The following is a 22,935-nucleotide window of genomic DNA, read 5'->3' as shown; positions in this document are numbered from 1 at the left end:
GAAAATCCTCACGGAGCTTGAAAACGGATGAGACGCGCCAAGATCGTCGCAACACTCGGGCCCGCCACGTCGTCGTATGAGATGGTTCGCGCCATCATCGACGCCGGGGTGGACGTCGCCCGCCTCAACCTGAGCCACGGAGATTACTCCGTGCACGACGCCAACTTCGCCAATGTGCGCAAGGCCGCAGAAGACGCCGGCCGCCCGGTCGCCGCCCTCGTCGACCTGCAGGGCCCCAAGATCCGCCTCGGCAAGTTCGAGAACGGCCCCCACGACCTGCTGCCCGGCGACATCTTCAAGATCACCATCGAAGACATCCTCGGCACCAAAGAGATCGTCGGCACCACGTTCAAGGGGCTGCCCCACGACGTCAAGCCCGGTGATTTCCTGCTGATCGACGACGGCAAGGTGCGCGTGCGCGTCGTCGAGACCGACGGCACCGTCGTGACCACCGAGGTCATCGTCGGCGGCCCCGTGTCGAACAACAAGGGCATCAACCTGCCCGGCGTCGCCGTCAACGTCCCCGCACTGAGCGAGAAGGACGAAGCCGACCTCCGCTGGGGCCTCAAGGCCGGAGCCGACCTCATCGCGCTGTCGTTCGTGCGCGACGCCTCCGACATCGTGCGTGTGCACGAGATCATGGCCGAAGAGGGACGCTACGTGCCCGTCATCGCCAAGATCGAGAAGCCGCAGGCGGTCGACAACCTCGAAGAGATCATCGACGCGTTCGACGCCATCATGGTCGCCCGTGGCGACCTGGGCGTCGAGCTGCCGCTCGAGGCCGTGCCGATCGTGCAGAAGCGCGCCGTCGAGCTGGCCCGCCGTATGGCGAAGCCCGTCATCGTCGCGACGCAGATGCTCGAGTCGATGATCAACAACCCCGTGCCCACGCGCGCCGAGACCTCCGACGTCGCCAACGCCGTGCTCGACGGCGCGGACGCGGTCATGCTCTCGGGCGAGACCAGCGTCGGCGACTTCCCGGTGGTGGTCGTCGAGACGATGGCCCGCATCGTGGAGTCCACCGAGGAGCACGGTCTGGACCGCATCGCGCCCCTGACCAACAAGCCCCGCACCCAGGGTGGCGCCATCACGCTCGCCGCGGTCGAGGTCGCCGACTTCGTCGAGGCGAAGTACCTGTGCGTCTTCACCGAGTCGGGTGACTCGGCCCGCCGTATGTCGCGCCTGCGTTCGACCATCCCGATGATCGCGTTCACGCCCGAGCCCGGCATCCGTCGTCGCCTGGCGCTGACGTGGGGCGTGCGCTCGACGCTGGTGGAGCACGTGTCGCACACCGACAAGATGTTCCTGCAGGTCGACGACTACCTGCTCTCGCACGACCTGGCCAAGGTCGGCGACAAGGTCGTGGTCATCTCCGGTTCCCCTCCCGGAATCGCCGGGTCGACGAACGACCTGCGGGTGCACCGCGTGGGCGACGCCGTTCACGGCGCAGCCCCCGGGTACCAGGAAGTCTGAGCCCAGACGACGCGCGCCGGTGCATCCGGCGCGCGTCGTCGCGCTCCCGCCCGCTAGGTTGGGAGCGCAACACTTGCCGGTGTGGCGGAATGGCAGACGCGGGGCACTCAAAATGCTCTGTCGAAAGACGTGTGGGTTCGAGTCCCACCACCGGTACCCGTACAGCATCCCGTGCGATCCAGGGCTAGGCGCCCTTCCAGACTTAGGATGGTTCCGTGACTGATCAAGAAGCCGTTACCGGCAGCGCACCCGCGGCTCCCCGTCGCGTCGTCGTGGCGGAAGACGAGTCGCTCATCCGCCTCGACATCGTCGAGATCCTCCGCGACAACGGCTACGACGTCGTCGGAGAGGCCGGCGACGGTGAGACCGCTGTGCAGCTGGCGACCGAGCTGCGTCCCGACCTCGTCATCATGGACGTCAAGATGCCGCAACTCGACGGCATCAGCGCCGCCGAGAAGCTGAGCAAGAACCACATCGCCCCCGTCGTTCTGCTGACGGCCTTCAGCCAGAAGGAGCTCGTGGAACGCGCGAGCGAGGCCGGTGCCCTGGCCTACGTCGTCAAGCCCTTCACGCCCAACGACCTCCTGCCGGCTATCGAGATCGCCCTGGCTCGCTACGAGCAGATCATCACGCTCGAGGCCGAGGTCGCCGACATGGTCGAGCGCTTCGAGACCCGCAAGCTCGTCGACCGCGCCAAGGGCCTGCTCAACGAGAAGATGGGCCTCAGCGAGCCCGAGGCGTTCCGCTGGATCCAGAAGGCCTCGATGGACCGCCGCCTCACCATGCAAGACGTCGCGAAGGCGATCATCGAGCAGCTGGCCCCCAAGAAGGCCTGACGAGACGATTCGCCGAATGGATGCCACCGCGGTGGCATCCATTTCGCGTTTCCGGAAGAGGAGGCTGAACCCGCCGAGGGGTCAGTCAGCGCTGCGGTGCGTCCTTGATCATGTTCGTGATGCGCACGGTCGAGCAGCGGCGGCCCTGTTCGTCGGTCACCGCGATCTCGTGCACCGTCAGCGAGCGGCCGAGGTGGATGGGCGTGCAGACCCCGGTCACGACACCCGACGTCGCGGACCGCGTGTGCGTGGCGTTGATGTCGATGCCGACGGCGAGGCGTCCGGCGCCGGCATGCAGGTTGGCCGCCATCGACCCGAGTGACTCACCGAGCACCACATAGGCCCCGCCGTGCAGCAGGCCGACCGGCTGGGTGTTGCCCTCGACCGGCATGGTCGCAACACACCGCTCGACGGTGAACTCAACCCATTCGATGCCCATCTTCTCGGCGAGGGCGCCCATTCCGCGCATCTTCGCCCAGTCGAGGCCGGAGGTGGTGTCGCCTGTCGTCGACGTCATCGTCGCCTTCCTGTCGTCGCCCTGTTCGGGCGGGGCCGGGGGAGTGTCCGTGGTTCTCGTTACGCTGGAGGGGTGACGGATGCCGAAAAGCCTACTCTCCTCGTCGTCGACGGCCATTCGCTGGCGTACCGGGCGTTCTACGCCCTGCCGGTCGACAACTTCTCGACGAAGGACGGCCAGCACACCAACGGCATCTACGGCTTCTTGTCGATGTTCGTGAACCTCGTCAAGGCTGAGAAACCGACCCACCTGGCGGTCGCGTTCGACACGTCGCGGCAGTCGTTCCGCACTCGCGAGTACGCCGAATACAAGGCCAACCGCAGCGAGTCGCCGTCCGAGTTCAAAGGCCAGATCCCGCTGTTGCAGGACTGCCTCGAGGCGATGGGCGTGCCGGTGCTGAAGAAAGAAGACTTCGAGGCCGACGACATCCTCGCCACCCTCGCCACCCAGGGCGAAGAGCAAGGGTTCACCGTGCTGGTGTGCTCCGGCGACCGCGACACGATCCAGCTCGTCACCGAAGACATCACGCTGCTCTACCCCAACGTGCAGGGCGTGTCGCAGCTCAAGCGCTACGACACCGACGCCGTGGTCGAGAAGTACGGGCTCCCGCCCGCTCAGTATCCCGAGATCGCGGCGCTCGTCGGCGAGACGAGCGACAACCTGCCCGGTGTGCCCAAGGTCGGCGAGAAGACCGCGGTCAAATGGCTGACGCAGTGGGGCTCGCTGGAGGCGCTGCTCGACAACGCCGACAAGATCACGGGCGTGGTCGGCAACAATCTTCGCGAGCACCTCGACGGCGTTCGGCGCAATCGCACGCTGAACCGCCTCCTGCGCGACGTCGAGCTACCCGTCGGGCCCGGCGACCTGGCCGTGAAGCCGCTCGACGCGCAGGCCGTGCGCGACATCTTCGCGCGCCTGGAGTTCCGCACCCTGCTGCCCCGGGTTTTCGACGCGTTCGGCGCTGACATCGGCGTTGCCGAAGAGGCACGACCGACCGCCACCGCCCCCACTCCGTCGCGCCTCGACGCCGACGCCCTCGCCGCCTGGGTGGCATCCGCAGACGGCTCGGTCGGCGTCACCGTGACCCTCGCGGGCAGCGTCCCCGTGCAGATCGGGCTCGCCTCGGCGTCGGCCGCGGTCGAGGCCGACTGGACCCCGGCGGTGCGCGACGCGCTGGCCGCGTGGCTGACATCCGATGCCCCGAAGGTGTTCGCCGACGCCAAGCCGCAGGTCAAGGCGCTGGCCCGCGAGGGCGTCGAGGTCGGCGGGGTCGCGTTCGACGTGATCCTGGCCGGGTGGCTGGTGCGCCCGAGCTTCCCCGACAAGACGCTCGCCGACCTCGTCGAGCGCGCCCTCGACGAAAAGCTTCCCGTCGCCGACCCGACGCAGCTCGTGCCCGAGACCGAGGGCGCCACCCCCGGCCAGTTGTCGTGGTTCACGCGGCGCGTGGCCGCGGTGCAGCGCGCCGAGATGCCGGAGCGCGTGGCCGAGGTGCTCGACGAAATCGAGATGCCGACGCTCACCGCGCTGGCAGACATGGAGCTCGCCGGCGTCGCCGTTTCGCACGACAAGCTGGCGGGATTCTCGTCCGAGCTCGGCGCTCGCGCCGACGCGCTCGCCCGCGACGCGTACGCGGCGATCGGACACGAGGTGAACCTCGGTTCCCCCAAGCAGCTGCAGGAGGTGCTGTTCGACGAACTGCAACTCCCCAAGACGCGTAAGACCAAGAGCGGCTACACCACGGATGCCGCCGCCCTCGCCGACCTGCAAGAGAGCGCCGACCACCCCTTCCTCGACCTGCTGCTGCGTCACCGCGAGGCGACGAAGCTGAAGCAGATCATCGACGCCCTCGACACTGCGACGGGTGCCGACGGGCGCATCCACACCACCTACGTGCAGACCGGGAGCCAGACCGGACGCCTGTCGAGCACCGACCCGAACCTGCAGAACATCCCCATCCGCACCGAGGAGAGTCGTCGGATCCGCGCCGCCTTCGAGGTCGGCGAGGGCTACGAGACGTTGCTGACGGCCGACTACTCGCAGATCGAGATGCGCATCATGGCGCACCTGTCGGGCGACCCCGGGCTCATCGAGGCGTTCAACTCGGGTGAAGACCTGCACCGGTTCGTCGGCGCGCGCGTCTTCGGCGTCGAGCCTGCCGACGTCACCCCGGCGATGCGCACGAAGGTCAAAGCGATGTCGTACGGCCTCGTGTACGGCCTGTCGGCGTTCGGGCTGTCGAAGCAGTTGCGCATCGAGCAGTCCGAGGCGAAGAAGCTCATGCTCGAGTACTTCGCCCGTTTCGGCGCGGTCCGTGACTACCTGCGCGGCTCCGTCGAGCAGGCCCGCCAAGACGGCTACACCGAGACGATCTTCGGCCGCCGCCGCCCGTTCCCCGATCTCACCAGCATGAACCGCGTGCTGCGCGAGAACGCCGAGCGCGCGGCTCTGAACGCCCCCATCCAGGGCAGTGCCGCCGACATCATGAAGGTCGCACTGTTCCGCATCCGCGATGACCTGGCATACGCTCGACTGCGTTCGCGCGTGCTGCTGCAGATCCACGACGAACTGGTCGTCGAGGTGGCGACGGGGGAGTGGGATGCCGTGGAGCAGATCGTGCGGGCGCGCATGGCCGACGCCGCCGAGCTGTCGGTGCCGCTCGACGTGCAGATCGGCCGCGGCGGCGACTGGGACGAGGCGGGCCACTGAGCGGTTCGCGGCCGGGATCAGGGAGCCGACCTCGCGGAACACGGGCGACGACCACGTCGTCATCGACCTGGGTACCCGCGTCCTCGCGACCGGGGGTGTGCGCTGCCGTCGCGAGGTGCCTAGGCTCGGAGGATGACTGACGCACAACGCACGCCCACGCCGATCGACACGATCGCCGACGCGTGGGTGGACACCCTGGCAGAGCGCGAGCCGACGCTGGCGACCTACATCGGTCGCTTCGAGCACAACGGACGCTTCGGCGACTACAGCCCCGAGGGAGCCGAAGCTCTCATCGCGGAGGCGCGGTCTGCTCGGGCCGCACTCGCGGCCGCCGACGCGGTCGACTCGATCGACACCGTCACCAAGATGGATCTGGGGCGCGAGCTCGACCTCATGGTCGAGCAGCACGAGGCCAAGACGCACCTGCGGGACCTGAACGTGATCGCCTCTCCCGCGCAGGACATCCGCGCGACCTTCGACCTCATGCCCACCGCGACGGTCGACGACTGGGCGACGATCTCCACACGCCTGGGCGCCCTTCCCGCCGCCGTCGACGGCTACGTCGCCACGCTCCGACGCGGCATCGCCGAGGGGGTCGTCCCGGCGCGCCGCCAGGTGAGCGAGGTCGTCACACAGATCGCCCGCTACACCGCCGACACCGGGTTCTTCGCCGAGTTCGTCGGCGACGCCGCCCCCGAAGAGGGCCAGCTGCCGGCATCCCTTGCGCGGGACCTCTCGACGAACGCCAACGCCGCCCGCCTCGCCTACGACTCGCTCGCGAAGTTCCTGTCGTCGGAGCTGGCACCCGTGGCCGGTGACACGGACGCCGTCGGGCGGGAGCTGTACGCGCTGCACTCCCGCCGGTTCCTGGGGGCCGAGATCGATCTCGACGAGACCTACGACTGGGGTGTCGAAGAACTTGCACGCATGGTCGCCGAGCAGGAGGCGATCGCGAACGAGATCCTCCCCGGCGCCACGGTCGAGGAGGCGGTCGCGTTCCTCGAGAACGACGAGTCGAGAAAACTCCGCGGCACCCAGGCGCTGCAGGAGTGGATGCAGCGCACGAGCGACAGGGCGGTCGAGGAGCTCGGCCGCACGCACTTCGACATCGCCGAGCCCATCCGCAAGCTGGAGTGCATGATCGCTCCGACGAACGAGGGCGGTATCTACTACACCGGACCGACTGACGACTTCTCGCGTCCGGGTCGCATGTGGTGGTCGGTGCCCGAGGGCGTCGACACCTTCGACACCTGGCGCGAGCTCACCACCGTGTACCACGAAGGCGTTCCCGGACATCACCTGCAGATCGCGCAGGCGGTCTACAACCGCGCACAGTTGAATTCGTGGCGGCGCCTGCTCGCCGGCACCAGCGGACACGCCGAGGGGTGGGCGCTGTACGCCGAGCGCCTCATGGAGCAGCTCGGCTACCTCGACGACCCCGCCGACCGCCTCGGCATGCTCGACGGGCAGCGCATGCGCGCAGCGCGCGTGGTGCTCGACATCGGCGTGCATCTGCAGAAGCCCCGCCTCGACGGAAGCGGCACCTGGGACCACGACTACGCTCTGGCGTTCATGCTGAAGAACGTGAACATGAGCGAGGAGTTCGTGCGGTTCGAGGTCAATCGCTACCTCGGCTGGCCGGGACAGGCGCCCTCGTACAAGGTGGGCCAGCGCATCTGGGAGCAGGTGCGCGACGAGGAGCAGGAGCGCCGCGGCGCCGACTTCTCGATGAAGCAGTTCCACACGCGGGCCCTCGACATCGGTGGCGTCGGTCTCGACACGCTGCGTGCCGCCCTGGCATCCGGTTGATCTCCCCGAGGGGCGTCGCTTCGGTGGGGCCCCTCGGTGATGCGGGGGAATACTCCGCCGTCGCGTAAAGTTCATTCATCCGAATGCAAGGAGACCCCATGGACGACCGTCCCCTCGAGCTCGGACTCGACACCTTCGGAGACATCTCGCGCGGCGCCGACGGGTCGCTGCAATCGGACGCGCAGACGATCCGCAACGTCGTGGAACAGGCGGTGCTCGCCGATCAGGTCGGCCTGTCGTTCTTCGGGGTGGGGGAGCACCACCGCAAGGACTTCGCGGTCACGAGCCCCGAGATCGTGCTGGCCGCCGCGGCTGCCCGCACGACGAACATCCACCTCGGCACCGCCGTGACGGTGCTGTCGAGCGATGATCCCGTACGGGTGTACGAGCGCTTCGCGACGCTGGACGCCGTCTCGAACGGACGCGCAGAGGTGATCCTCGGCCGCGGGTCGTTCATCGAGTCGTTCCCGCTGTTCGGCTACGACCTCGCCGACTACGAGCAGCTGTTCGAGGAGAAGCTCGAGCTGTTCTCGCTCCTGCTCGACGAGAAGCCCGTCACCTGGTCGGGTCGCACGCGCGCCGGGCTCCAGGATGCCGACGTGTACCCGAAGACCGAGAAGGGGCTGACGGCCTGGGTCGGCGTCGGCGGCTCCCCGGAGTCGGTCGTGCGCGCTGCGCGCTACGGGTACGGCCTCGTGCTCGCGATCATCGGCGGATCGTCGGCACGGTTCCGTCCGTATGCCGACCTCTACCGGCGATCGCTGCAAGAACTCGGCAGACCGCAGCTGCCCATCTCGGTGCACTCGCCCGGCCACATCGCCGAGACCGACCAGCAGGCGTGGGACGAAGCCTACGAGGGCGTCGCCGAGCTGAACACGACGATCGGTCGCGAGCGCGGGTGGCCCGCGTACAACCGCCTGCGCTTCCAGCAGGACGTCGGCCCCGAGGGGGCGATGTACATCGGCTCGCCCGAGACCGTCGCGCGCAAGATCGTCGCCACGGTCCAGGCGCTGGGCAACACGCGCTTCCAGATGAAGATCGCCAGCGGCTCCATCTCGCACGACCGTCTCATGTCGAGCATCGAGCTTTACGGCACGCGGGTGCTGCCGCTCGTCCACGAAATGCTCGCCGACAGCGACGCGCGCGTCACGAGCGACGTCTCCGGCATCCGGTGACCACCAGCACCGACGCCGTCCGGGTGTCCGAACGCCTCGATGCGCTCCCGTTCACCCGCCGGCACGCGAAGATCCTCGGCGGGTCGGGTCTGGGCTGGGCGCTGGATGCCATGGACGTCGGGCTCATCTCGTTCGTCATCGCCGCCCTCAGCGTGCAGTGGCAACTGGCGCCGACCGAGGCGTCGTGGATCGCGTCGGTCGGATTCGCCGGTATGGCCATCGGCGCGAGCGTCGGAGGGCTGCTCGCCGACCGCTTCGGTCGCCGCCACGTCTTCGCGCTCACCCTGCTCGTCTACGGTCTCGCGACGGGTGCGAGCGCCCTCGTCGGGGGACTCGCCGCCCTTCTCGTGCTGCGCTTCGTGGTGGGGCTCGGCCTCGGCGCGGAGCTCCCCGTCGCTTCCACGTACGTGAGCGAGTTCGCCCCGGCGCGCATGCGCGGGCGGCTCATCGTGTTCCTCGAGGCGTTCTGGGCCGTGGGGTGGACCGCCGCGGCGCTCATCGGCTACCTCGTCGTGCCGTCCTCGGCCGACGGCTGGCGCTGGGCGTTCGCGATCGGGGCGATCCCCGCGGTGTACGCGCTCATCGTGCGATGGGGCCTTCCCGAGTCACCTCGGTGGCTCGCCTCGCGCGGACGCAACGCCGAGGCCATAGTCATCGTGCGCGATCTGGAGGCCGCGGCCGGTCGCGTGGCCCTTGAGGCGTCGACGGAGGGTGTCGCGGCATCCGCTCCGGCCGCCCGACCGAGGGTGAGCGACCTGTGGGCAGCGGCGCTCCGCCCCCGCACGGCGAGTCTGTGGGTGTTGTGGTTCTGCGTGAACTTCTCGTACTACGGCGCGTTCATCTGGATCCCCACGATCCTCGTCGCCCAGGGCTACGACCTCGTGCGCTCCTTCGGCTTCACGCTCATCATCACGCTCGCGCAGCTGCCCGGGTACGCCGTAGCCGCCTGGCTCATCGAAGCGTGGGGCCGGCGCGCGACGCTCGCGGCGTTCCTCGCCGGTTCGGCGGTGGCGGCGGTGCTCTTCGGGACCGCGTCGGGCGAGTTCTCCGTGATCGCGACGGGCATGATGCTGTCGTTCTTCAACCTCGGAGCGTGGGGTGCCCTGTACGCGGCGACTCCCGAGACCTATCCCACGACGCTGCGCGCGACCGGGGCCGGCTGGGCCGCCGGGGTGGGGCGCATCGCGTCGATCATCGCCCCTCTCGCGGTGCCGCCGCTGCTGGGCCTCGGCGGGGCGCAGCTTCTGTTCGTCGTGTTCGCGGCGTTCTTCGCCGTCGCCGTGGTCGCCGCGCTGTTCCTCCGGGAGCAGCGGGGGCGTGCGCTGGCGTGACGGCTGCGTCCGCGATCGCGGGCCCAACGGTCGCGTCTGGCTCTTCCGTCGAGCGTCCACAACACGCCGCACCGTCGCGGCACGCGCGGCGTGTCCTGGACACTCAACCGAGGGGAGCCGGCGTGCACGCCCACCCCATCGAGCGTCCACAACACGCCGCACCGTCGTGCAACGCGCGGCGTGTCCTGGACACTCAACCGAGGGGATCAGGCGTGCACGCCCACCCCATCGAGCGTCCACAACACGCCGCATCGTCGCGGCACGCGCGGCGTGTCCTGGACGCTCAACCAGGGATTGGGCCCGCGTAGGCTCGACGCATGGCATCCGTGCGCTACGTCGCGATCGGCGACTCGTTCACCGAAGGGGTCGGCGACGAACTGCCCGACGGCACCGTGCGGGGGTGGGCCGACCTGACGGCTCAGGGATGGGCGGATGCCGTCGGCGAGCCGATCCGGTACGCCAACCTCGCGATCCGCGGCAAGCTCATCGAGCCGATCGTCGAGCAGCAGCTCGAACCCGCGCTCGCGCTGAAGCCGACGCACCTGTCGTTCAATGGCGGGGGCAACGACATGCTGCGCCCGCGCGCCGACCTGGAGCGCATCGTCGGGATCTTCGAGCACGTGCTGCGCCGCTGCGACGAAGAGGGCGTGCAGCTCATCGTGCTGTCGGGTGCGAATCCGTCGGCGGGGCTGCCGCTCGGACGCGTGCTGCAGACGCGAGGCGACCGGCTGTCGAGCGCGGTCGAGAAGCGACTCGCGGCGCGCGCCGACATCATCACCGCCTACAACTGGTTCGACCGCGAACTGGCGGGCGGAGAGTTCTGGTCGGTGGACCGCCTGCACATGAACACCCGCGGACACCATCGCGTCGCCGCACGCGTCATCGAGGCGGTCGGGCTCACCCCGCCGCAGGAGTGGTGGAGACTGCGCGAGATCCCCGAGATCGAGCGATTGAAGGGCACGGCCTACTACCGTGAGCACGTCGGACCGTGGGTGCGTCGGCGCCTCGCGGGCACCTCCTCGGGTGACGGCCGCGCGGCGAAGTTCGGCGGGCAGTGGGTGGAGCTGACACCCGGCGGATAGTCGTATCGGATCGTGGCATCCGTCTGGCGTGGAGGACACCCGCTCCCTAGGATCGGCGGATGCCGTCACCGACGAAGCACCTTCTCGCTGCCGCGACCGTCCTCGCGGCCGGTTTTGCCTTGGCGGGCTGCACGGGAGACGGTGACGCGGCTCCCACGACCGCCCCGGAATCCACGCCTGCCCCGGTCCCCACGGCTGAGACGTCGGCGCCGAACGGGACGGCGGAATCGTGGGCGGGCTATTTCGACGACGTCGCAGCCTCCGCCGAGGTGGGGCAGTACCTCTGGCAGTCGTGGGGGACCTTCGGCGACCCGGGCGGGGTAGGGCCGTTCCGCAGTGAGAACCGCACCGTCGAACCCGGTGTCTACGACGTGACACTGCGCTGCGCCGGGCCCGAGACGGTGACCGCGCAGATATCGACGTCGGCCGGCGCGGCGATCGCCGACCCTGTTCCGTTCGTCTGCGGCGCCTCGACGACCACGTCGGTGACCCTGCCCGAGCGCGGCCTGCTCGTGTATCTCGACAGCGACCGCGAGCCGGGGGCGTTCCTCCTCCAGCTCGCCCCGGCGGGGGAGTAGTCGCCGACTCACCGACCCGGCGTCTCCGGGGCCGGCTGTCACGGCACCTGACAGACACCGCCCAGGTGCAGATGCAGCATGCCGTCGATCGTCGTCCGGTCGCGGGCCGACAGCCGCACTGTACCGTCGTAGCGGATGTCCTCCTGCATCGCGCGATCGGAGGCGTAGCCGGCCGCGGTCCACGCACCGAGGATGGCGGCGTAGGAAGACTCGTTGTCCTCGGTCGCGAAGACGAGCTCCACGCCGGTCGTCCCCTCGCACGGCAGCTCGGCCGCTGAGGGCACGCGGAGGGGAGCGCCCGTGGCATCCACCGCCGTCCCCAGCGCCGATTCGACCGTGAGCGCCGCCATGCGGGCCACCTGCGCGCGGGAGTCGTGCGGTGCGCTGGGTGCCGGCCCCTCACCGGCGTCGGCATCGAACGTCGGCTCCGCGGTCTCGGATGCGGCCTGCGGTTCTCCGCCTGCCAGGCCGCACCCCGTCCGGTACGAGAGGCGGGGGAGGACGAACGACGCCGCCATCGGATCGCGGACGCTCTCGACGGTGTGTCGAACGCGCACCACATCGCCTTCGTCGACGGCGATGTAGGACCGCTGCTGAAACGGCTTATGGCCATCGTCGACCGTGGTGCGAACGACCCGCGTACCGATCGCGCCGTCGAGCCGCAGCACCTCCCCGGAGGCCCCGAACAGGAAAGCGCTCTCGCTGACCACGTATCCCGTGTCGCACCCGTCCGCCACGATCGGTGTCGCCGACTCATCGGTGAGCACGAGACCGAAACCGCTCAGGAAGACCGCCGCGACACCCCCCACGCGCAGGGGTACGAGGAGCAGCAGCCACCAGCGGGGTGCGGGAACGGCGATCACGATCACGGCGAAAAGCACAATGGATGTCACCACGCAGACCATTGCGATCATGTCGCCGTTCCACGAGCCGACGACGACCTGCTGCATCCCGTCGCTCCGCGCTCCTACTGACACGACGGCGGCGTACAGGCCGACCACGATCAGAAGCCCCGCACCGGCCACCGCAGCGATCCACCAGCGGGCGCGAAACAGTCGTCGATCCGACAGCGGCAGTGTCCAGGCATCCGTCACCCGCTCAGCCTGGCATCCGCACCTGGGGCCACGCCGACGTGGTGACCCCGACACCCCATAGCTCCCACACGGGTGCGTGCGACAGCATGTCGTCATGACCCTCGCTCTCGTCACCGGCACCTCCAGCGGAATCGGCCTGCACACGGCCATCGGACTCGCGCTGTCGGGGGTTGAGGTAGTCGCCACCGTGCGCGACGCCTCGCGCGCCGACGCGCTGCGCTCCGCGGCATCCGAGGCGGGTGTCGAGCTCGACATCCGATCGTTGGACGTGACGGATGCCGCCGCAACCCGGGCCCTGATCGAGGCGGTGGGTCCCCTCGACATCCTCGTCAACAACGCCGGCCGCGGCGCCGTGGGCACGCTAGAGCAGCTGAGCGACGCCGACCTGCAGGAGCAGCTCGAGACGAACTACCTCTCGGTGGCTCGCCTGACACGCCTTGTGCTCCCGGGCATGCGCGAACGCCGCAACGGCCGGATCGTCACCGTCACGAGCGTCGGGGGAGCGGTGGGACAGCCGTTCGCCGACGCCTACTGCGCCGCGAAGTTCGCCGTCGAGGGACTCATGCAGTCGCTCGCCCCCGTCGTCGCGCCGTTCGGCGTCGACGTGGCGATCGTCGAGCCCGCTGCGGTGGCGTCGTCGTTCACCGACTCGGTGCACCGCGCGGAGCCCGGCCCTTACGCCGAGCAGCAGCAGGCGTATCTCGACCGCACGGCGACAGCCTTCGCATCGGCGCAGTCGGCGGAGGACGCGGCGAAGACGGTGGTGGAGGCCGCGACCACCTCGGCGCCGCGGTTCCGCTGGCAGACATCGGATGCCGCAGCGCGCTTCGCAAGCCTTTCGCTCGCCGACCTCGACGGCTCACGGGTACTGTCGGTCACCGCGGGGTGGGTTCGGCCGGGGGAGTGACCAAGACAGGCGGGGGTCAACGACGCCGGGCCAGGCGAGCGAGCCACTCCCTCACACGGCGCGTCTGACGGTCGGTGTAATCGTTCGAGAGGCGCAGCGCCTCATCGGAGATGTCGGCGCCGGCCTGCATGTTCGCGATGGCGCGGAGCGCGCGTTCCTCCTGCGTCTCGCCGTCGTCGTCGGGCATGTGCCCAGCGTAACGGCGGGGGTTCACGCAAAGGTTGGCCGCGCATGAGGTCGGGCGCTAGCATCCGGTCATGGATGACTGGGGCGACTTCAACCTCGCGCTCGTCGGCGCGACGGCCGCCCTCGCGGGGCTCGTGATCGTCGCCGCCAGCGTGAACATCGCCGAGATCGTGAAGGCACCGGCGCTGACTGCGCGTCTCGGGACGGCCATCTCGTCCCTCGTACTGGCGCTCGTCGTCAGCGCGCTCGGGCTCGCCCCCGGTCTCGACACCGTGGTCTATGGCGCCGTCGCGACGCTGGCATCCCTCGTCGCGGCGACATTCGCTGTCGATGCTGCCCGCCGCATCACGGCCGATCGCAGCCCGCTGAACCGGTTACGCGGTCTGAAGAGTGTGCTGGGTTTTCTCGTTCCCGCCGCGTACGCCGTGGGCGGCATCCTGATGGTCTCGGGGTCGGTGGCTGCAGGAACGGCCGCCTTCGCGTTCGGGGCGTTGCTCTCCATCATCGTGGCCCTGATGATCTCGTGGATCGTGCTCGTCGAGGTGCTGCGCTGACAGGTGCCGCCCTCCGGCGCCCTCCGCTCCACGCGGGAAGCGCATCCCGTCGCGCGAGTTCGATATGGTGCAGAAATGCCCCACGACATCGACACCTCTCCGCGCGGCCCGTGGGGCTGGATCGGCGTCTGGGTGCGGGAAGAGAAGTTCTGGCGCGACATCGGCGCGCGTGTGCTGGCCGGTGTCGTCACAGCCGCCATCGTCTACGCGGGTGCCCTCCTGCTCGGGTACCTGCACACTCCGGAGATCGGCGCGGGTCTTCTGCTGGGGCTCGGCATCGTCGCGTGCGCCGGCCTCGTCGCAGGGAGCGTCACCCTCGTGCGCAGCGCGCGGGCCCGGAGGAAGGCGGGGGCTTCGGGCGGCGCGCGCGTCGTGCTGGCGGTCGTGCTGCTCTTCGCGGCGATCGCCATCGCGACCGGCGTGGCGACCGACGTGCTGCGCTGACGGGACCGACGTCGACCGTCGACGATCGGCCCGTTCGGTGGCGAGGGCGTGGTCGCCGACGTGCGCCGAGCCTCGCCCTCACCGCGGTCTCGAGTCGCGACGGGGGAGGGGCCTTCGGCGGCGTGCCGGGGCGCACCCTTTCACACTCTCGTCGCGCCGGCCACCACATGAAGCCCCCGGGACAGCCTCGCCTAGCGTCGTTGTATGACCCAGAAGATCACGTATCGCACGCTCGTTCTGCTCGGGACAGTGGCCACGGCCGCGCTGGTTCTCGCGGGCTGCACCGGGGGAGCCGACGCCGCCGCACCCTCCACGACCGCCGCGCCCACGGCATCCGTCGACCCCAGCGCGTCGACACCGGATGCCACCTCTGCAGCCGCCGTTCCCGCCGAGGAGGCCGCGGCTATCGTCGAGAAATACCTCACGGCGATCCAGGCCGAGCAGTATGGCGAGGCGTATGCGCTGTTGACCGATGAGTCCCGTGCCTTGGTCGGTTCCGAGCAGCAGTTCGCTGAATCGGCCGTGCATAGCATCGTCCGATCCGAGGAGGCAGCGGGGTACCTCGGCACCGGCGGCACCATCGAGGCGGGACCCGGCCCCGCCGACGGCAGCATCCTGGTGACGGCCGTCAGCGACCGCATCGCGGACGGGTGGCTCGTCCGCGACACGGGCGCGGGAATGCGCATCGACGACGCCGGCGTGCCCTCGACCGGCGCCAGTCCGTACGAGTGGGTGAACCCCGCGTCAGGCCCCGAGGACGTGCGCGACTCGGTCGCCGTCGACCCGTCGGCTCCCGCCGCGCTGATCTTCCGCGACCTGGCAGCCGAAGCAGGAGTGGAGGGTCCCGGACTCGTCGGCTTCCCGTCCACGATCACCGCGTATCTCGGCACGGTGGAGGTTCCCGCCTCGTCGGCGATGAGCGATCTCCAAGCGCGCTGGGACATCGCATGGGAAGCCTCGGCGCCCTCCGCCGAGACGCAGCCTCTGACCGTTGCGTGGGAGGTCGAGCCGGGGAGCTGGCGCACCACCACGACGGCCGTCTACACCGAGTAGCGGGCATCCAGCAGCGGTGACGTGAGTTCGTCCCGGGGCACCGCGCGTTCGACGGTGATCCCGGGACGGCTCGCGTTGCGAGCGGGGAGTCGGGGAGGAGTGCACGCTGCGGAGCGTCGTCAAGACCGTCGTCAGATTCGCCATCGGTCTCTCCAGAGTGCCGAGCGACAGGTCGCGTCCGCACGGTGTTGCCGCTGCGTGCTCGCCGAGCGCAGAGACTTCAGCCACCAGGACTCATACCTGAGCGAAGCTGCTCCGCGACGGCGGCACCGCCCTCTCATCCTTCTTCTCGGAACGAGGCGGATGGCAGGAGCGGGAGGAGGCTAACGGCCCGTTACCGGACCGCCGCGGGAGGTCCCTGCCAGACTGGAAAGGTGCAGGGGGAGTACGGGTGGCAGCGGGTACACGCCGGCGACGCGAGGATCTCGGTCGCCGAAGATGAGCCGGTCGCATGCGTCCACCGCCCGGGTGAGCGCGACCGGGTGGCGACGTGGCCCGATCTCGATCTCGGGGCGCGCGCGACCCAGATGACCCTGCTGTCCACGTCGTCGGGTGCGTGGGTCGTGTACCGCCCGCGGGAGGCCCCGGACGAGTCGATCGCACCCGGTCGCAGCGCGGCCGTGCACATCGGGCTCGACGCGCGGGTGAGTATCGCCGCCCCGCTGGGCGACCTTCAGCTCATCGGAGCGACCGTCCATGGACTGTGGCTGCGCGACCCGGCCGCCAGCAGCGACCCGGACGACGTCACCGCCTGGCTCTCGGACGACGTGCGAGTGTGGTCCAACGAGGGTGCTGAGCATCGGATGCCCGTGGACCGGCGCATCGCATGGGCGCTCGACGCGGGAGCCTCCGACACTCGTGTGGCTGTCTTTACGGAGCCACCGCGCCGGTCGCCACGGGGCCGGGTATACACGACCGCCCACATCCCTCTGCAGCCGGGAGAACTTCCCGCGGAGCTCCGTACCCGGGCCCTCGTGCTCGATCCCGTCGACGACGCCGCGATGATCAAGGCGATCAGCGCCCTCTTACCGCAACGCGTCGCGCGCGAGCCAGGTGATCCTCGCGCGTCGTGGCGGCCGGCACCGGTGTCCGCCGCCGACCGCACGGCGGCGGTCGCAGCCGTCACCGGGGAATTCGCGGACCTGGCCGCCTACTGGACCGATCCTTCCGGAGCGACGTCACCACTCACGGGGGACCTGCGCCAACCCCGGGTCGAGGTGGGAGGGGAGTGGCCCGACACCCGCGTGGAGGTGAGTTTTCGGAATCCTCTCTTTCCGGGCGGGCGGATGCGGCGGACGCTCCACGTCTTTGACGCTGCCGGACGGTTCGTGCCTGCGCTTTATGCGTCGGTGCACCTCATGGAGGACCTCGCGACGCAGAGGATTCCTCCGGTCGAGACGGCAGTCGACGGCATCCTCGATATCTGAGGCTTCCGCACGAGTCGCCGGGGCCCGCTGGCGGGGGACGAGAGCCGTATCGCCTCCCGCCAGCCCCGCGACCTTGCGGCCGAACGGGGGAGAGATCGAACCGTGTCGCCGCTGCAAACTGACATAATGTGCATTATCGGCGCACGCGTTACGTCGCGGCTAGGTCCTGGCGCCTGTGCGCCTGGCCTGCAACGGGGGCCAGTAGTGGTTCGATCAGCGCGGAGCTTGTGAGGTGACCCACAGCCCCAGCGGATGCATCGCCGGCTCAGGAGGACCCACAGCCCCAGCGGATGCATCGCCGGCTCAGGAGGCCTGCACGACGATGTGGTTGTCGACGTGGGTGACGTGTGGTGACGCCCACGCGGCGTTTCCGGCTTGAGATCTCTCAGCCCACGACCTCACCACGCCCGTCAGGGTGATCGTGGTGCCTGATGCGTTGACGTGGATCTTCCCGGCGTCGAGTTGTGCGTTGCGAGTGAGTGCGTTCTTGATGCGTTCTGCGGTGTCGGCGGCGGAGGGCTTGGACGTAAGGGTGATCATGTTGTTGACGGTGTAGACGCCGCGGAGGTACTGGACGGCCTTTTTGGCCGCAGCGCGTTGGAACTCCCAGTCGACTTCGCCGGTGAGGGTGACGTTATGGGTGTTGACTTCGGCGTGCACGGTGGCGGGGATGTTGCTGGCGCCGCGCAGGGCGTGCTCGACTTCTTTGGCGATGTCCTGCTCCGTGACGGGCCATGCGGCTTTGGGATGCACGGTCATGTCGTCGACGACGGTTCGTACGCCCCGCACCCGGAATGCCGCTCGCTTGGCGGCGATCCGTTCGGCGTAGGAATCCACTTCACCGGAGAGGGTCACCGCTCCCCCGTCCGCGCTGACGCCGATGCTCGTGGCGTCGACGTCCGGGGTCCACTCGAGTTCTTCTTGCACCGAGGTCTTCAGGATGGGGTCGGTTGTGGTGGTGCTCATTTCTTTCCTCCTGGTGGTGTTCGTCAGGCACGTCTCAACTGTGATGATCTGCACTCTGCAGGTGTGGGCCGTTCGTCCCCCTGACGCGACCTCCCCGGTGCCAGGAGCCCTCGTCGGTCACCCGCGATGGCGCTTCATTGCTCGATCGCATCCGAGGGGCGGGTGGCTACCTGGAGGAGGTCGGTGATATCGATGGGTTGCGTCGGGGGCAGCTGAAGATCCGCGGGACCAACCAGGGGTGTGTCCTGCCGGGACGGTGGAACGGTCACGGGAGGAACTCCATCACCGTGCGCGCGGGCACGGCGCCCTGCTCTACGCGTGCGATCTGGTCGTTGATGGTGTCCATCGAGAACGATTCGGTGATCACGCGCGTTCGTCCTGCGGCGTGGAGGTCGAAGACCTCGCGGAGATCTTGTCGCGTTCCCACAATGGAGCCGATCACCGAGATTCCTTTCAGAACGATGTCGAAGATGGGGAATGTCAGGGTGCCGCCAGCGGGAAGTCCTACGCACACCAATCGTCCGCCGCGGTTCAGCGAGGTGAACGCTGCCTGGAAGACCTGCGCCGACGGTGCGAGAACGATGGCGACATCCGCTCCCCCGAGGTCGGCGATCTTCGCCGCCGGGTCGTCTGCCGCGGCGTCGATGACGTGGTCGGCTCCCAGTTCGAGAGCGAGCTTTAACTTTTCGGGTTCGACATCGATGGCGATGACGGATGCACCGAAGAGCCGGGCGTATTGGATGGCGAGATGGCCGAGTCCGCCGACACCGAAGACGGCAACCGTCTCGGCAGGAACGATGTGCGCGACCTTCAACGCCTTGTAGGTCGTGACTCCGGCGCAGACGAGCGGCGCGGCCTCGAGCGCCGCGATCTTCGGCGGGACGGGGACCGCGAAATCGGCGTGGACGACGGCGTACTCGGCGAACGCCCCGTCGACGCTGTAGCCACTGTTGCGTTGGGACAGGCACAGCGTCTCTCGACCGTCGATGCAGTAGCGGCATTCACCGCATGCGTACCCGAGCCAGGCGATGGCGACCCGCTCCCCCACCCTGCGGTTCGTGACGCCGTCGCCGAGCGATTCGACGATGCCGATTCCTTCGTGGCCGGGAACGAAGGGGAGGGAGGGTTTGACGGGCCAGTCGCCATGCGCGGCGTGGATGTCGGTGTGACAGAGGCCGCATGCCTCGATGCGGACCAAGACGTGGTCAGCGGGCGGGGTGGGGACGGGGTGCTCCTGCAGCTCGATGGCCTGATCGAAAGAGGTGACGACGGCGGCTTTCATCAGAGCGCCCCTCACCGCGAGGCCACGACGATCTTGTTGTGGACGGCGGTGACGTGCGGCGAGCCCCATGCCGCGGCGCCGGCTTCGAACTTTTCCGACCAGGATGTCGCCGATCCAGTCAGGGTCACCGTCGACCCGTCGACGGTGACATGAATGGTCTGCGAATCGATCTCCGCGTTACGGGCCAAAGCGCGTCGGATCCGGTCTTCCGTGTCGGCGGCAGAGGCGCGCGCTCGAAGGGTCATGTTGTCGATGACCTCGCTCACACCCCGCAGGTTCTCGGCGATGCTGATGGCGCAGCGTCGTTCGTATTGCCAACCGATCTCCCCGGTGAGGGTGACGACGTGCGAGTGGACGGTGGCCTGTACGGTGTCGGGCACGTTGATCGCGGAGCGAAGCGCGCGAGCGACGTCGCTCGCGATGTCCACATCGCTTGCCACCCACCCTTCGCGCGGGTGGACGGTGAGCTCGTCAGCGAGTGCGCGGACGCCGCGAACTCGGAGCGCTGCTTTCGACGCGGCGATACGCTCCGAGCTGGATTCCACCTGCCCGGAGAGGGTGACGGTACCGTTTGAGACCGCGACCCCGATGCTCGCCTCATCCACTTCCGGTGTCCAGGCGAGTTCGTCTTGGACGTCTGTCTGCAGGTCATAGTCGGTATCGATGGTGATGCTCACGGTCTCTCCCTCGTGTGTCGGAGCATCCAGGATCGGTCGCGTTCGCGTCCGGTGATCGGGTCTAAGGTCCCGTCGTCGGGGCCCTCGGGCTCAGCCGGTGGGGGCGCGGACCACGAACTTGTGCGGCGGGGACTGGCGAATCCCATCGACCGCACCCCGGGGAGCGAAGTCGCGGGGTCACACCAACGCGATCACGGCCGGTGACCCGCTAGGACCTACGACCCCTCCCCCGTGTTGTTGCTGCTCCTACGGTGGGAGCGGAGGGTCCACATGGAACACATCGTTCTCGCCTATGACGCCAGCGCCGGTGCAGAATCGGCCCTGCAATGGGTATCTCGGCGCACCGCCGGCCACAACGCCGTCGTCGACCTCCTGCACGTCGACAACCCGCTGTGGGCGGACAAGACGCAGGTGAAGTCACAATTGCACGACGCCCGCCACCGTCTTCGCCACGACAACCCCCGATTGACGGTGCACGCAATCGAACGGGACGGCCGGAAGGTCCCGAACCTCCTGCGAGGCGCAATCGAGGCGGACCTCGTGGTCATGGGGGTGGCGCGCCAGAGCAGCGATGCCGGGCCCAGCAGCGGGCGCCTACCCCTCCGCATCGCCGACCGGGTAACCTGCCCCACCTGTCTTGTCCCCGAGGGATGGGCGCCCGACACCGCGGGATTACGAGTGGTCGTCGGCATCGACGACGACCGGTCCTCCGACCCGGCGGTCACGTACGCCGCCGACGAAGCCACCCGGCTCCGAGTGCCCATTCACCTGGTCCACGCCTGGAGAAACATGCCCTTACTTTCCGCGCATCGCGACGACGCACTCCCCCACACGTCGGACATCGAGGCGGCGCACCGCCGCCTCTTCGACGTCGTCGCCGCGCGTGTTCGGACCGGCTGGCCAGCCTTAGCTGTCGAACTCACAATGGTGCACGACAACCCCGTCAGCACACTCACCGTCGCTAGCACGCACGCCTGTGAGACCGTGATCGGTAGTCACCGGCGAGGCATCATCGCCGACGAGTTCCTCGGTTCAGTGGCCCGGGACATGACGAGGGATCTTCGCGGTCCGTTGATCATCGTGCCGTGAGGTCATTCGTCGTAAGTGTCCGGAGGGACGACGGCGATCGGGCAGCCCGCTCGCCAGAACAGATCCGCCGCGGTTGCGCCCATGAGCCCGCCTGGGAGAACGCCGAGGCGGTGAGAACCCAGCACGATGATTGATGACGAGGGGGCGTAACTCAACAGCGCGGCAGGGGGCGCGGAGCGTGTCAGGTCGGTTTCGAGCGAGACTTGCGGATGCGCTTTCGCCACGACATGGCGCACAGCCTCCAGGGCGGTGCGATGCTCGGAGAGAATTCTCGCGGGGTTGGCAAGGTAGGCAACGGCTCCGGCGTCAGTGGGCTCGGGCAGGTGCCAGGCGTGGAGCAGGCGAAGCCGGCGTGTGGTGACTTCCGCTTCGTGAACGGCCCACCGCACGGCAGCCCCGGATGAGCCGTCCACGTCGACACCCACGGTGATCGGATCGTCACTCGGCCGCCACCCCACGGGGATGACGCACACCGGTACTGATGACGCCGCACACACACGCACGGGCAGCCACCCGCGCAGAGCCGCGCTGAGCGGCCGCTTGGGGTCAACTCCGATGACGAGCAGGTCCGACCCCCTGGCGAGTTCTGCGAGAACCCGCGCCGGGCGTCCGCTGGATCGGTGGGTGGAGACGGAGTACGCGTCGTTCCACCCGGTGAGTATCCGTTCGATGTGCTCGAGATCGGTCTGGACAGCGCGATCAGCCAGGAGACGCGCCAGCCACGAATGAACGGAAACGAGGTCGATCAGGGTGGGACTGTCTCCCACTCGATCAACAAGCCACTCTGCTGCGGCGGTGGAAGCCGCCGAACCATCAACGCCGATCACTACGCGATTCATCACGAGACCTTCCCGATACTTCTCGCGGCGATCGTAGGCACGGGCCCTCTCCTCACGGCGTGACGAAAGTCCCGAATGAGGCTCAGATGTGGGGGACTTTATGCCCTCACAGAAGAGTGCCGTCGGATCAGACTCACCTCGAGGTGAGGGATATGAGCATCAGCAACGGACGGTTCTCCGCACGGACCGTCGTGGTGACAGGCGCCGGCTCGCACAGAACCGGCTCACGCCGTTGTTCTCCACCACCATTCCCCCGTCCGCGCGGCCCGAGCAGATCGCCGCGGCGATCTGCTGGCTGCTCAGCGACGACGCCTCCGGGGTGTCCTGGTCGATTCTCCCCGTCGACGGCGGATGGGCGGCTGTGTGATGGATGACAACAGCGAGACCCACGCGGCGGATCTTCCGCAGCTGAGTCTGGGCACCACGGTGGAAGAGCTTTCCACGAGAGAATGCTGGCGTCTTGCGGCTGATGAACGGGGCGTGGGACGAATGGGCTTCATCGCGCCGGATGGCGCACCCGACATCGTCCCCCTGAACTTCATCGTCACGCAGCGACAGATCTACTGCCGCACGTCCCCCGGTACGAAGACCGCTGCCCTCACCCACAACCCACAGATCGCTTTCGAAATCGACGGCATCACCGGCGCGAAACGGTGGAGTGTCGTCTTCCGCGGCATCGCGTGGCGTATGGACGACGAATTCGAGATCTACGACAGCGGCATCACCGCGATGATGCCGCATCTCCCCCTCCCGACGACCGTGTTCCTGCGCATCGCCCCGCTTCATGTCGTAGGCCGTCGCTTCACGGTCCGCGTCCCCGACAACTCCTGACCGATCAATCCTGCGCACCCCGCATGCTCAACATCGGATTCAGGACAGATGTACGGGAGGGGATCCAGCGCCGGGC

At 68.6% G+C, this 22,935-nt stretch carries 23 protein-coding genes and 1 tRNA gene; 17 read left to right on the top strand and 7 right to left on the bottom strand.

Going from position 1 to position 22,935, the window contains the following annotated elements; all coding sequences use genetic code 11:
* The first annotated feature begins 27 nt into the window (after positions 1 to 27).
* From pyk to ACXKZF_RS07130, 3 genes are all read left to right on the top strand, one after another.
* Positions 28 to 1,473 (top strand): pyruvate kinase, encoded by a 1,446-nt coding sequence (pyk, locus tag ACXKZF_RS07140; protein ID WP_055954898.1) that lies wholly within the window; start codon positions 28 to 30, stop codon positions 1,471 to 1,473.
* Between the two features lie 75 nt (positions 1,474 to 1,548).
* Positions 1,549 to 1,629 (top strand) — tRNA-Leu (locus tag ACXKZF_RS07135).
* 59 nt (positions 1,630 to 1,688) lie between these two features.
* A complete protein-coding gene (locus ACXKZF_RS07130) occupies positions 1,689 to 2,309 on the top strand; it encodes an ANTAR domain-containing response regulator (protein ID WP_055954901.1) in 621 nt (206 codons plus the stop codon).
* Between the two features lie 85 nt (positions 2,310 to 2,394).
* Here the strand turns inward: ACXKZF_RS07130 and ACXKZF_RS07125 are convergent, their stop codons facing one another.
* On the bottom strand, positions 2,395 to 2,826 hold the full coding sequence (locus tag ACXKZF_RS07125; RefSeq protein WP_243223165.1) for a hotdog fold thioesterase: 432 nt from the start codon (positions 2,824 to 2,826) through the stop codon (positions 2,395 to 2,397).
* A 72-nt stretch (positions 2,827 to 2,898) separates the two neighbouring features.
* Here ACXKZF_RS07125 and polA point away from each other — a divergent pair, with 72 nt between their 5' ends.
* The 6 genes from polA to ACXKZF_RS07095 all read left to right on the top strand — a co-directional run bounded on the left by polA (position 2,899) and on the right by ACXKZF_RS07095 (position 11,510).
* Positions 2,899 to 5,535, top strand: a complete 2,637-nt coding sequence (gene polA / locus ACXKZF_RS07120; protein ID WP_488985821.1) for a DNA polymerase I — start codon at positions 2,899 to 2,901, stop codon at positions 5,533 to 5,535.
* 132 nt (positions 5,536 to 5,667) lie between these two features.
* Complete coding sequence (locus ACXKZF_RS07115) at positions 5,668 to 7,344, top strand: DUF885 domain-containing protein (protein WP_488985820.1); 1,677 nt, start codon at positions 5,668 to 5,670, stop codon at positions 7,342 to 7,344.
* Between the two features lie 98 nt (positions 7,345 to 7,442).
* Entirely contained in the window at positions 7,443 to 8,519 is a 1,077-nt protein-coding gene (locus ACXKZF_RS07110; protein WP_055954912.1) for an LLM class flavin-dependent oxidoreductase, read from the top strand.
* Positions 8,516 to 9,850 carry an MFS transporter gene (locus tag ACXKZF_RS07105; RefSeq protein WP_488985819.1) on the top strand — a complete coding sequence of 445 codons (1,335 nt, stop codon included), beginning with the start codon at positions 8,516 to 8,518 and terminating at the stop codon, positions 9,848 to 9,850. The genes ACXKZF_RS07110 and ACXKZF_RS07105 overlap by 4 nt, the downstream gene beginning before the upstream one ends.
* A 317-nt stretch (positions 9,851 to 10,167) precedes the next feature.
* Positions 10,168 to 10,932 (top strand): SGNH/GDSL hydrolase family protein, encoded by a 765-nt coding sequence (locus ACXKZF_RS07100; RefSeq protein WP_488985818.1) that lies wholly within the window; start codon positions 10,168 to 10,170, stop codon positions 10,930 to 10,932.
* A gap of 59 nt (positions 10,933 to 10,991) precedes the next feature.
* On the top strand, positions 10,992 to 11,510 hold the full coding sequence (locus tag ACXKZF_RS07095) for a hypothetical protein (RefSeq protein ID WP_488985817.1): 519 nt from the start codon (positions 10,992 to 10,994) through the stop codon (positions 11,508 to 11,510).
* A gap of 38 nt (positions 11,511 to 11,548) precedes the next feature.
* Here the strand turns inward: ACXKZF_RS07095 and ACXKZF_RS07090 are convergent, their stop codons facing one another.
* A complete protein-coding gene (locus tag ACXKZF_RS07090) occupies positions 11,549 to 12,604 on the bottom strand; it encodes a hypothetical protein (protein ID WP_488985816.1) in 1,056 nt (351 codons plus the stop codon).
* A 94-nt stretch (positions 12,605 to 12,698) separates the two neighbouring features.
* On the opposite strand from ACXKZF_RS07090, the gene ACXKZF_RS07085 reads away from it, so the two are divergent.
* The gene (locus ACXKZF_RS07085) at positions 12,699 to 13,511 is read left to right on the top strand and encodes an SDR family NAD(P)-dependent oxidoreductase (protein WP_488985815.1); all 813 of its coding nucleotides are present in this window, start codon (positions 12,699 to 12,701) and stop codon (positions 13,509 to 13,511) included.
* A 16-nt stretch (positions 13,512 to 13,527) separates the two neighbouring features.
* Here ACXKZF_RS07085 and ACXKZF_RS07080 read toward each other — a convergent pair whose 3' ends face one another.
* Complete coding sequence (locus ACXKZF_RS07080) at positions 13,528 to 13,698, bottom strand: hypothetical protein (RefSeq protein ID WP_488985814.1); 171 nt, start codon at positions 13,696 to 13,698, stop codon at positions 13,528 to 13,530.
* A gap of 70 nt (positions 13,699 to 13,768) precedes the next feature.
* Here ACXKZF_RS07080 and ACXKZF_RS07075 point away from each other — a divergent pair, with 70 nt between their 5' ends.
* The 4 genes from ACXKZF_RS07075 (at position 13,769) to ACXKZF_RS07060 (ending at position 17,175) form a co-directional block, all read left to right on the top strand.
* Complete coding sequence (locus ACXKZF_RS07075; RefSeq protein ID WP_055954940.1) at positions 13,769 to 14,251, top strand: hypothetical protein; 483 nt, start codon at positions 13,769 to 13,771, stop codon at positions 14,249 to 14,251.
* A gap of 75 nt (positions 14,252 to 14,326) precedes the next feature.
* Entirely contained in the window at positions 14,327 to 14,695 is a 369-nt protein-coding gene (locus ACXKZF_RS07070) for a hypothetical protein (RefSeq protein WP_488985813.1), read from the top strand.
* Between the two features lie 204 nt (positions 14,696 to 14,899).
* Entirely contained in the window at positions 14,900 to 15,748 is an 849-nt protein-coding gene (locus tag ACXKZF_RS07065) for a hypothetical protein (protein WP_488985812.1), read from the top strand.
* A 482-nt stretch (positions 15,749 to 16,230) separates the two neighbouring features.
* Positions 16,231 to 17,175, top strand: coding sequence for a hypothetical protein (locus ACXKZF_RS07060; protein ID WP_488985811.1), 945 nt, complete (start codon positions 16,231 to 16,233; stop codon positions 17,173 to 17,175).
* 303 nt (positions 17,176 to 17,478) lie between these two features.
* Here ACXKZF_RS07060 and ACXKZF_RS07055 read toward each other — a convergent pair whose 3' ends face one another.
* The 3 genes from ACXKZF_RS07055 to ACXKZF_RS07045 form a co-directional block, all read right to left on the bottom strand.
* Complete coding sequence (locus ACXKZF_RS07055) at positions 17,479 to 18,141, bottom strand: BON domain-containing protein (RefSeq protein ID WP_488985810.1); 663 nt, start codon at positions 18,139 to 18,141, stop codon at positions 17,479 to 17,481.
* A 265-nt stretch (positions 18,142 to 18,406) separates the two neighbouring features.
* Positions 18,407 to 19,423 (bottom strand): alcohol dehydrogenase AdhP, encoded by a 1,017-nt coding sequence (gene adhP, locus ACXKZF_RS07050; protein WP_488985809.1) that lies wholly within the window; start codon positions 19,421 to 19,423, stop codon positions 18,407 to 18,409.
* 11 nt (positions 19,424 to 19,434) lie between these two features.
* Entirely contained in the window at positions 19,435 to 20,100 is a 666-nt protein-coding gene (locus ACXKZF_RS07045; protein WP_488985808.1) for a BON domain-containing protein, read from the bottom strand.
* 270 nt (positions 20,101 to 20,370) lie between these two features.
* Here ACXKZF_RS07045 and ACXKZF_RS07040 point away from each other — a divergent pair, with 270 nt between their 5' ends.
* A complete protein-coding gene (locus ACXKZF_RS07040) occupies positions 20,371 to 21,189 on the top strand; it encodes a universal stress protein (protein WP_488985807.1) in 819 nt (272 codons plus the stop codon).
* Between the two features lie 2 nt (positions 21,190 to 21,191).
* Here ACXKZF_RS07040 and ACXKZF_RS07035 read toward each other — a convergent pair whose 3' ends face one another.
* Positions 21,192 to 22,028 (bottom strand): universal stress protein, encoded by an 837-nt coding sequence (locus tag ACXKZF_RS07035; protein WP_488985806.1) that lies wholly within the window; start codon positions 22,026 to 22,028, stop codon positions 21,192 to 21,194.
* Between the two features lie 232 nt (positions 22,029 to 22,260).
* On the opposite strand from ACXKZF_RS07035, the gene ACXKZF_RS07030 reads away from it, so the two are divergent.
* Together ACXKZF_RS07030 and ACXKZF_RS07025 are read left to right on the top strand one after the other, a co-directional pair.
* Positions 22,261 to 22,395: an SDR family oxidoreductase gene (locus tag ACXKZF_RS07030; protein WP_488985805.1), complete on the top strand. Its 135-nt coding sequence runs from the start codon at positions 22,261 to 22,263 to the stop codon at positions 22,393 to 22,395.
* Complete coding sequence (locus tag ACXKZF_RS07025; RefSeq protein WP_488985804.1) at positions 22,380 to 22,859, top strand: pyridoxamine 5'-phosphate oxidase family protein; 480 nt, start codon at positions 22,380 to 22,382, stop codon at positions 22,857 to 22,859. The genes ACXKZF_RS07030 and ACXKZF_RS07025 overlap by 16 nt, the downstream gene beginning before the upstream one ends.
* The last annotated feature ends 76 nt before the right edge of the window (positions 22,860 to 22,935 follow it).

The organism is Microbacterium sp. ABR10 (genome assembly GCF_057812175.1).
The sequence above is the reverse complement of the archived record's forward strand: the minus strand, read 5'-3'. Positions and strand labels throughout refer to the sequence as shown.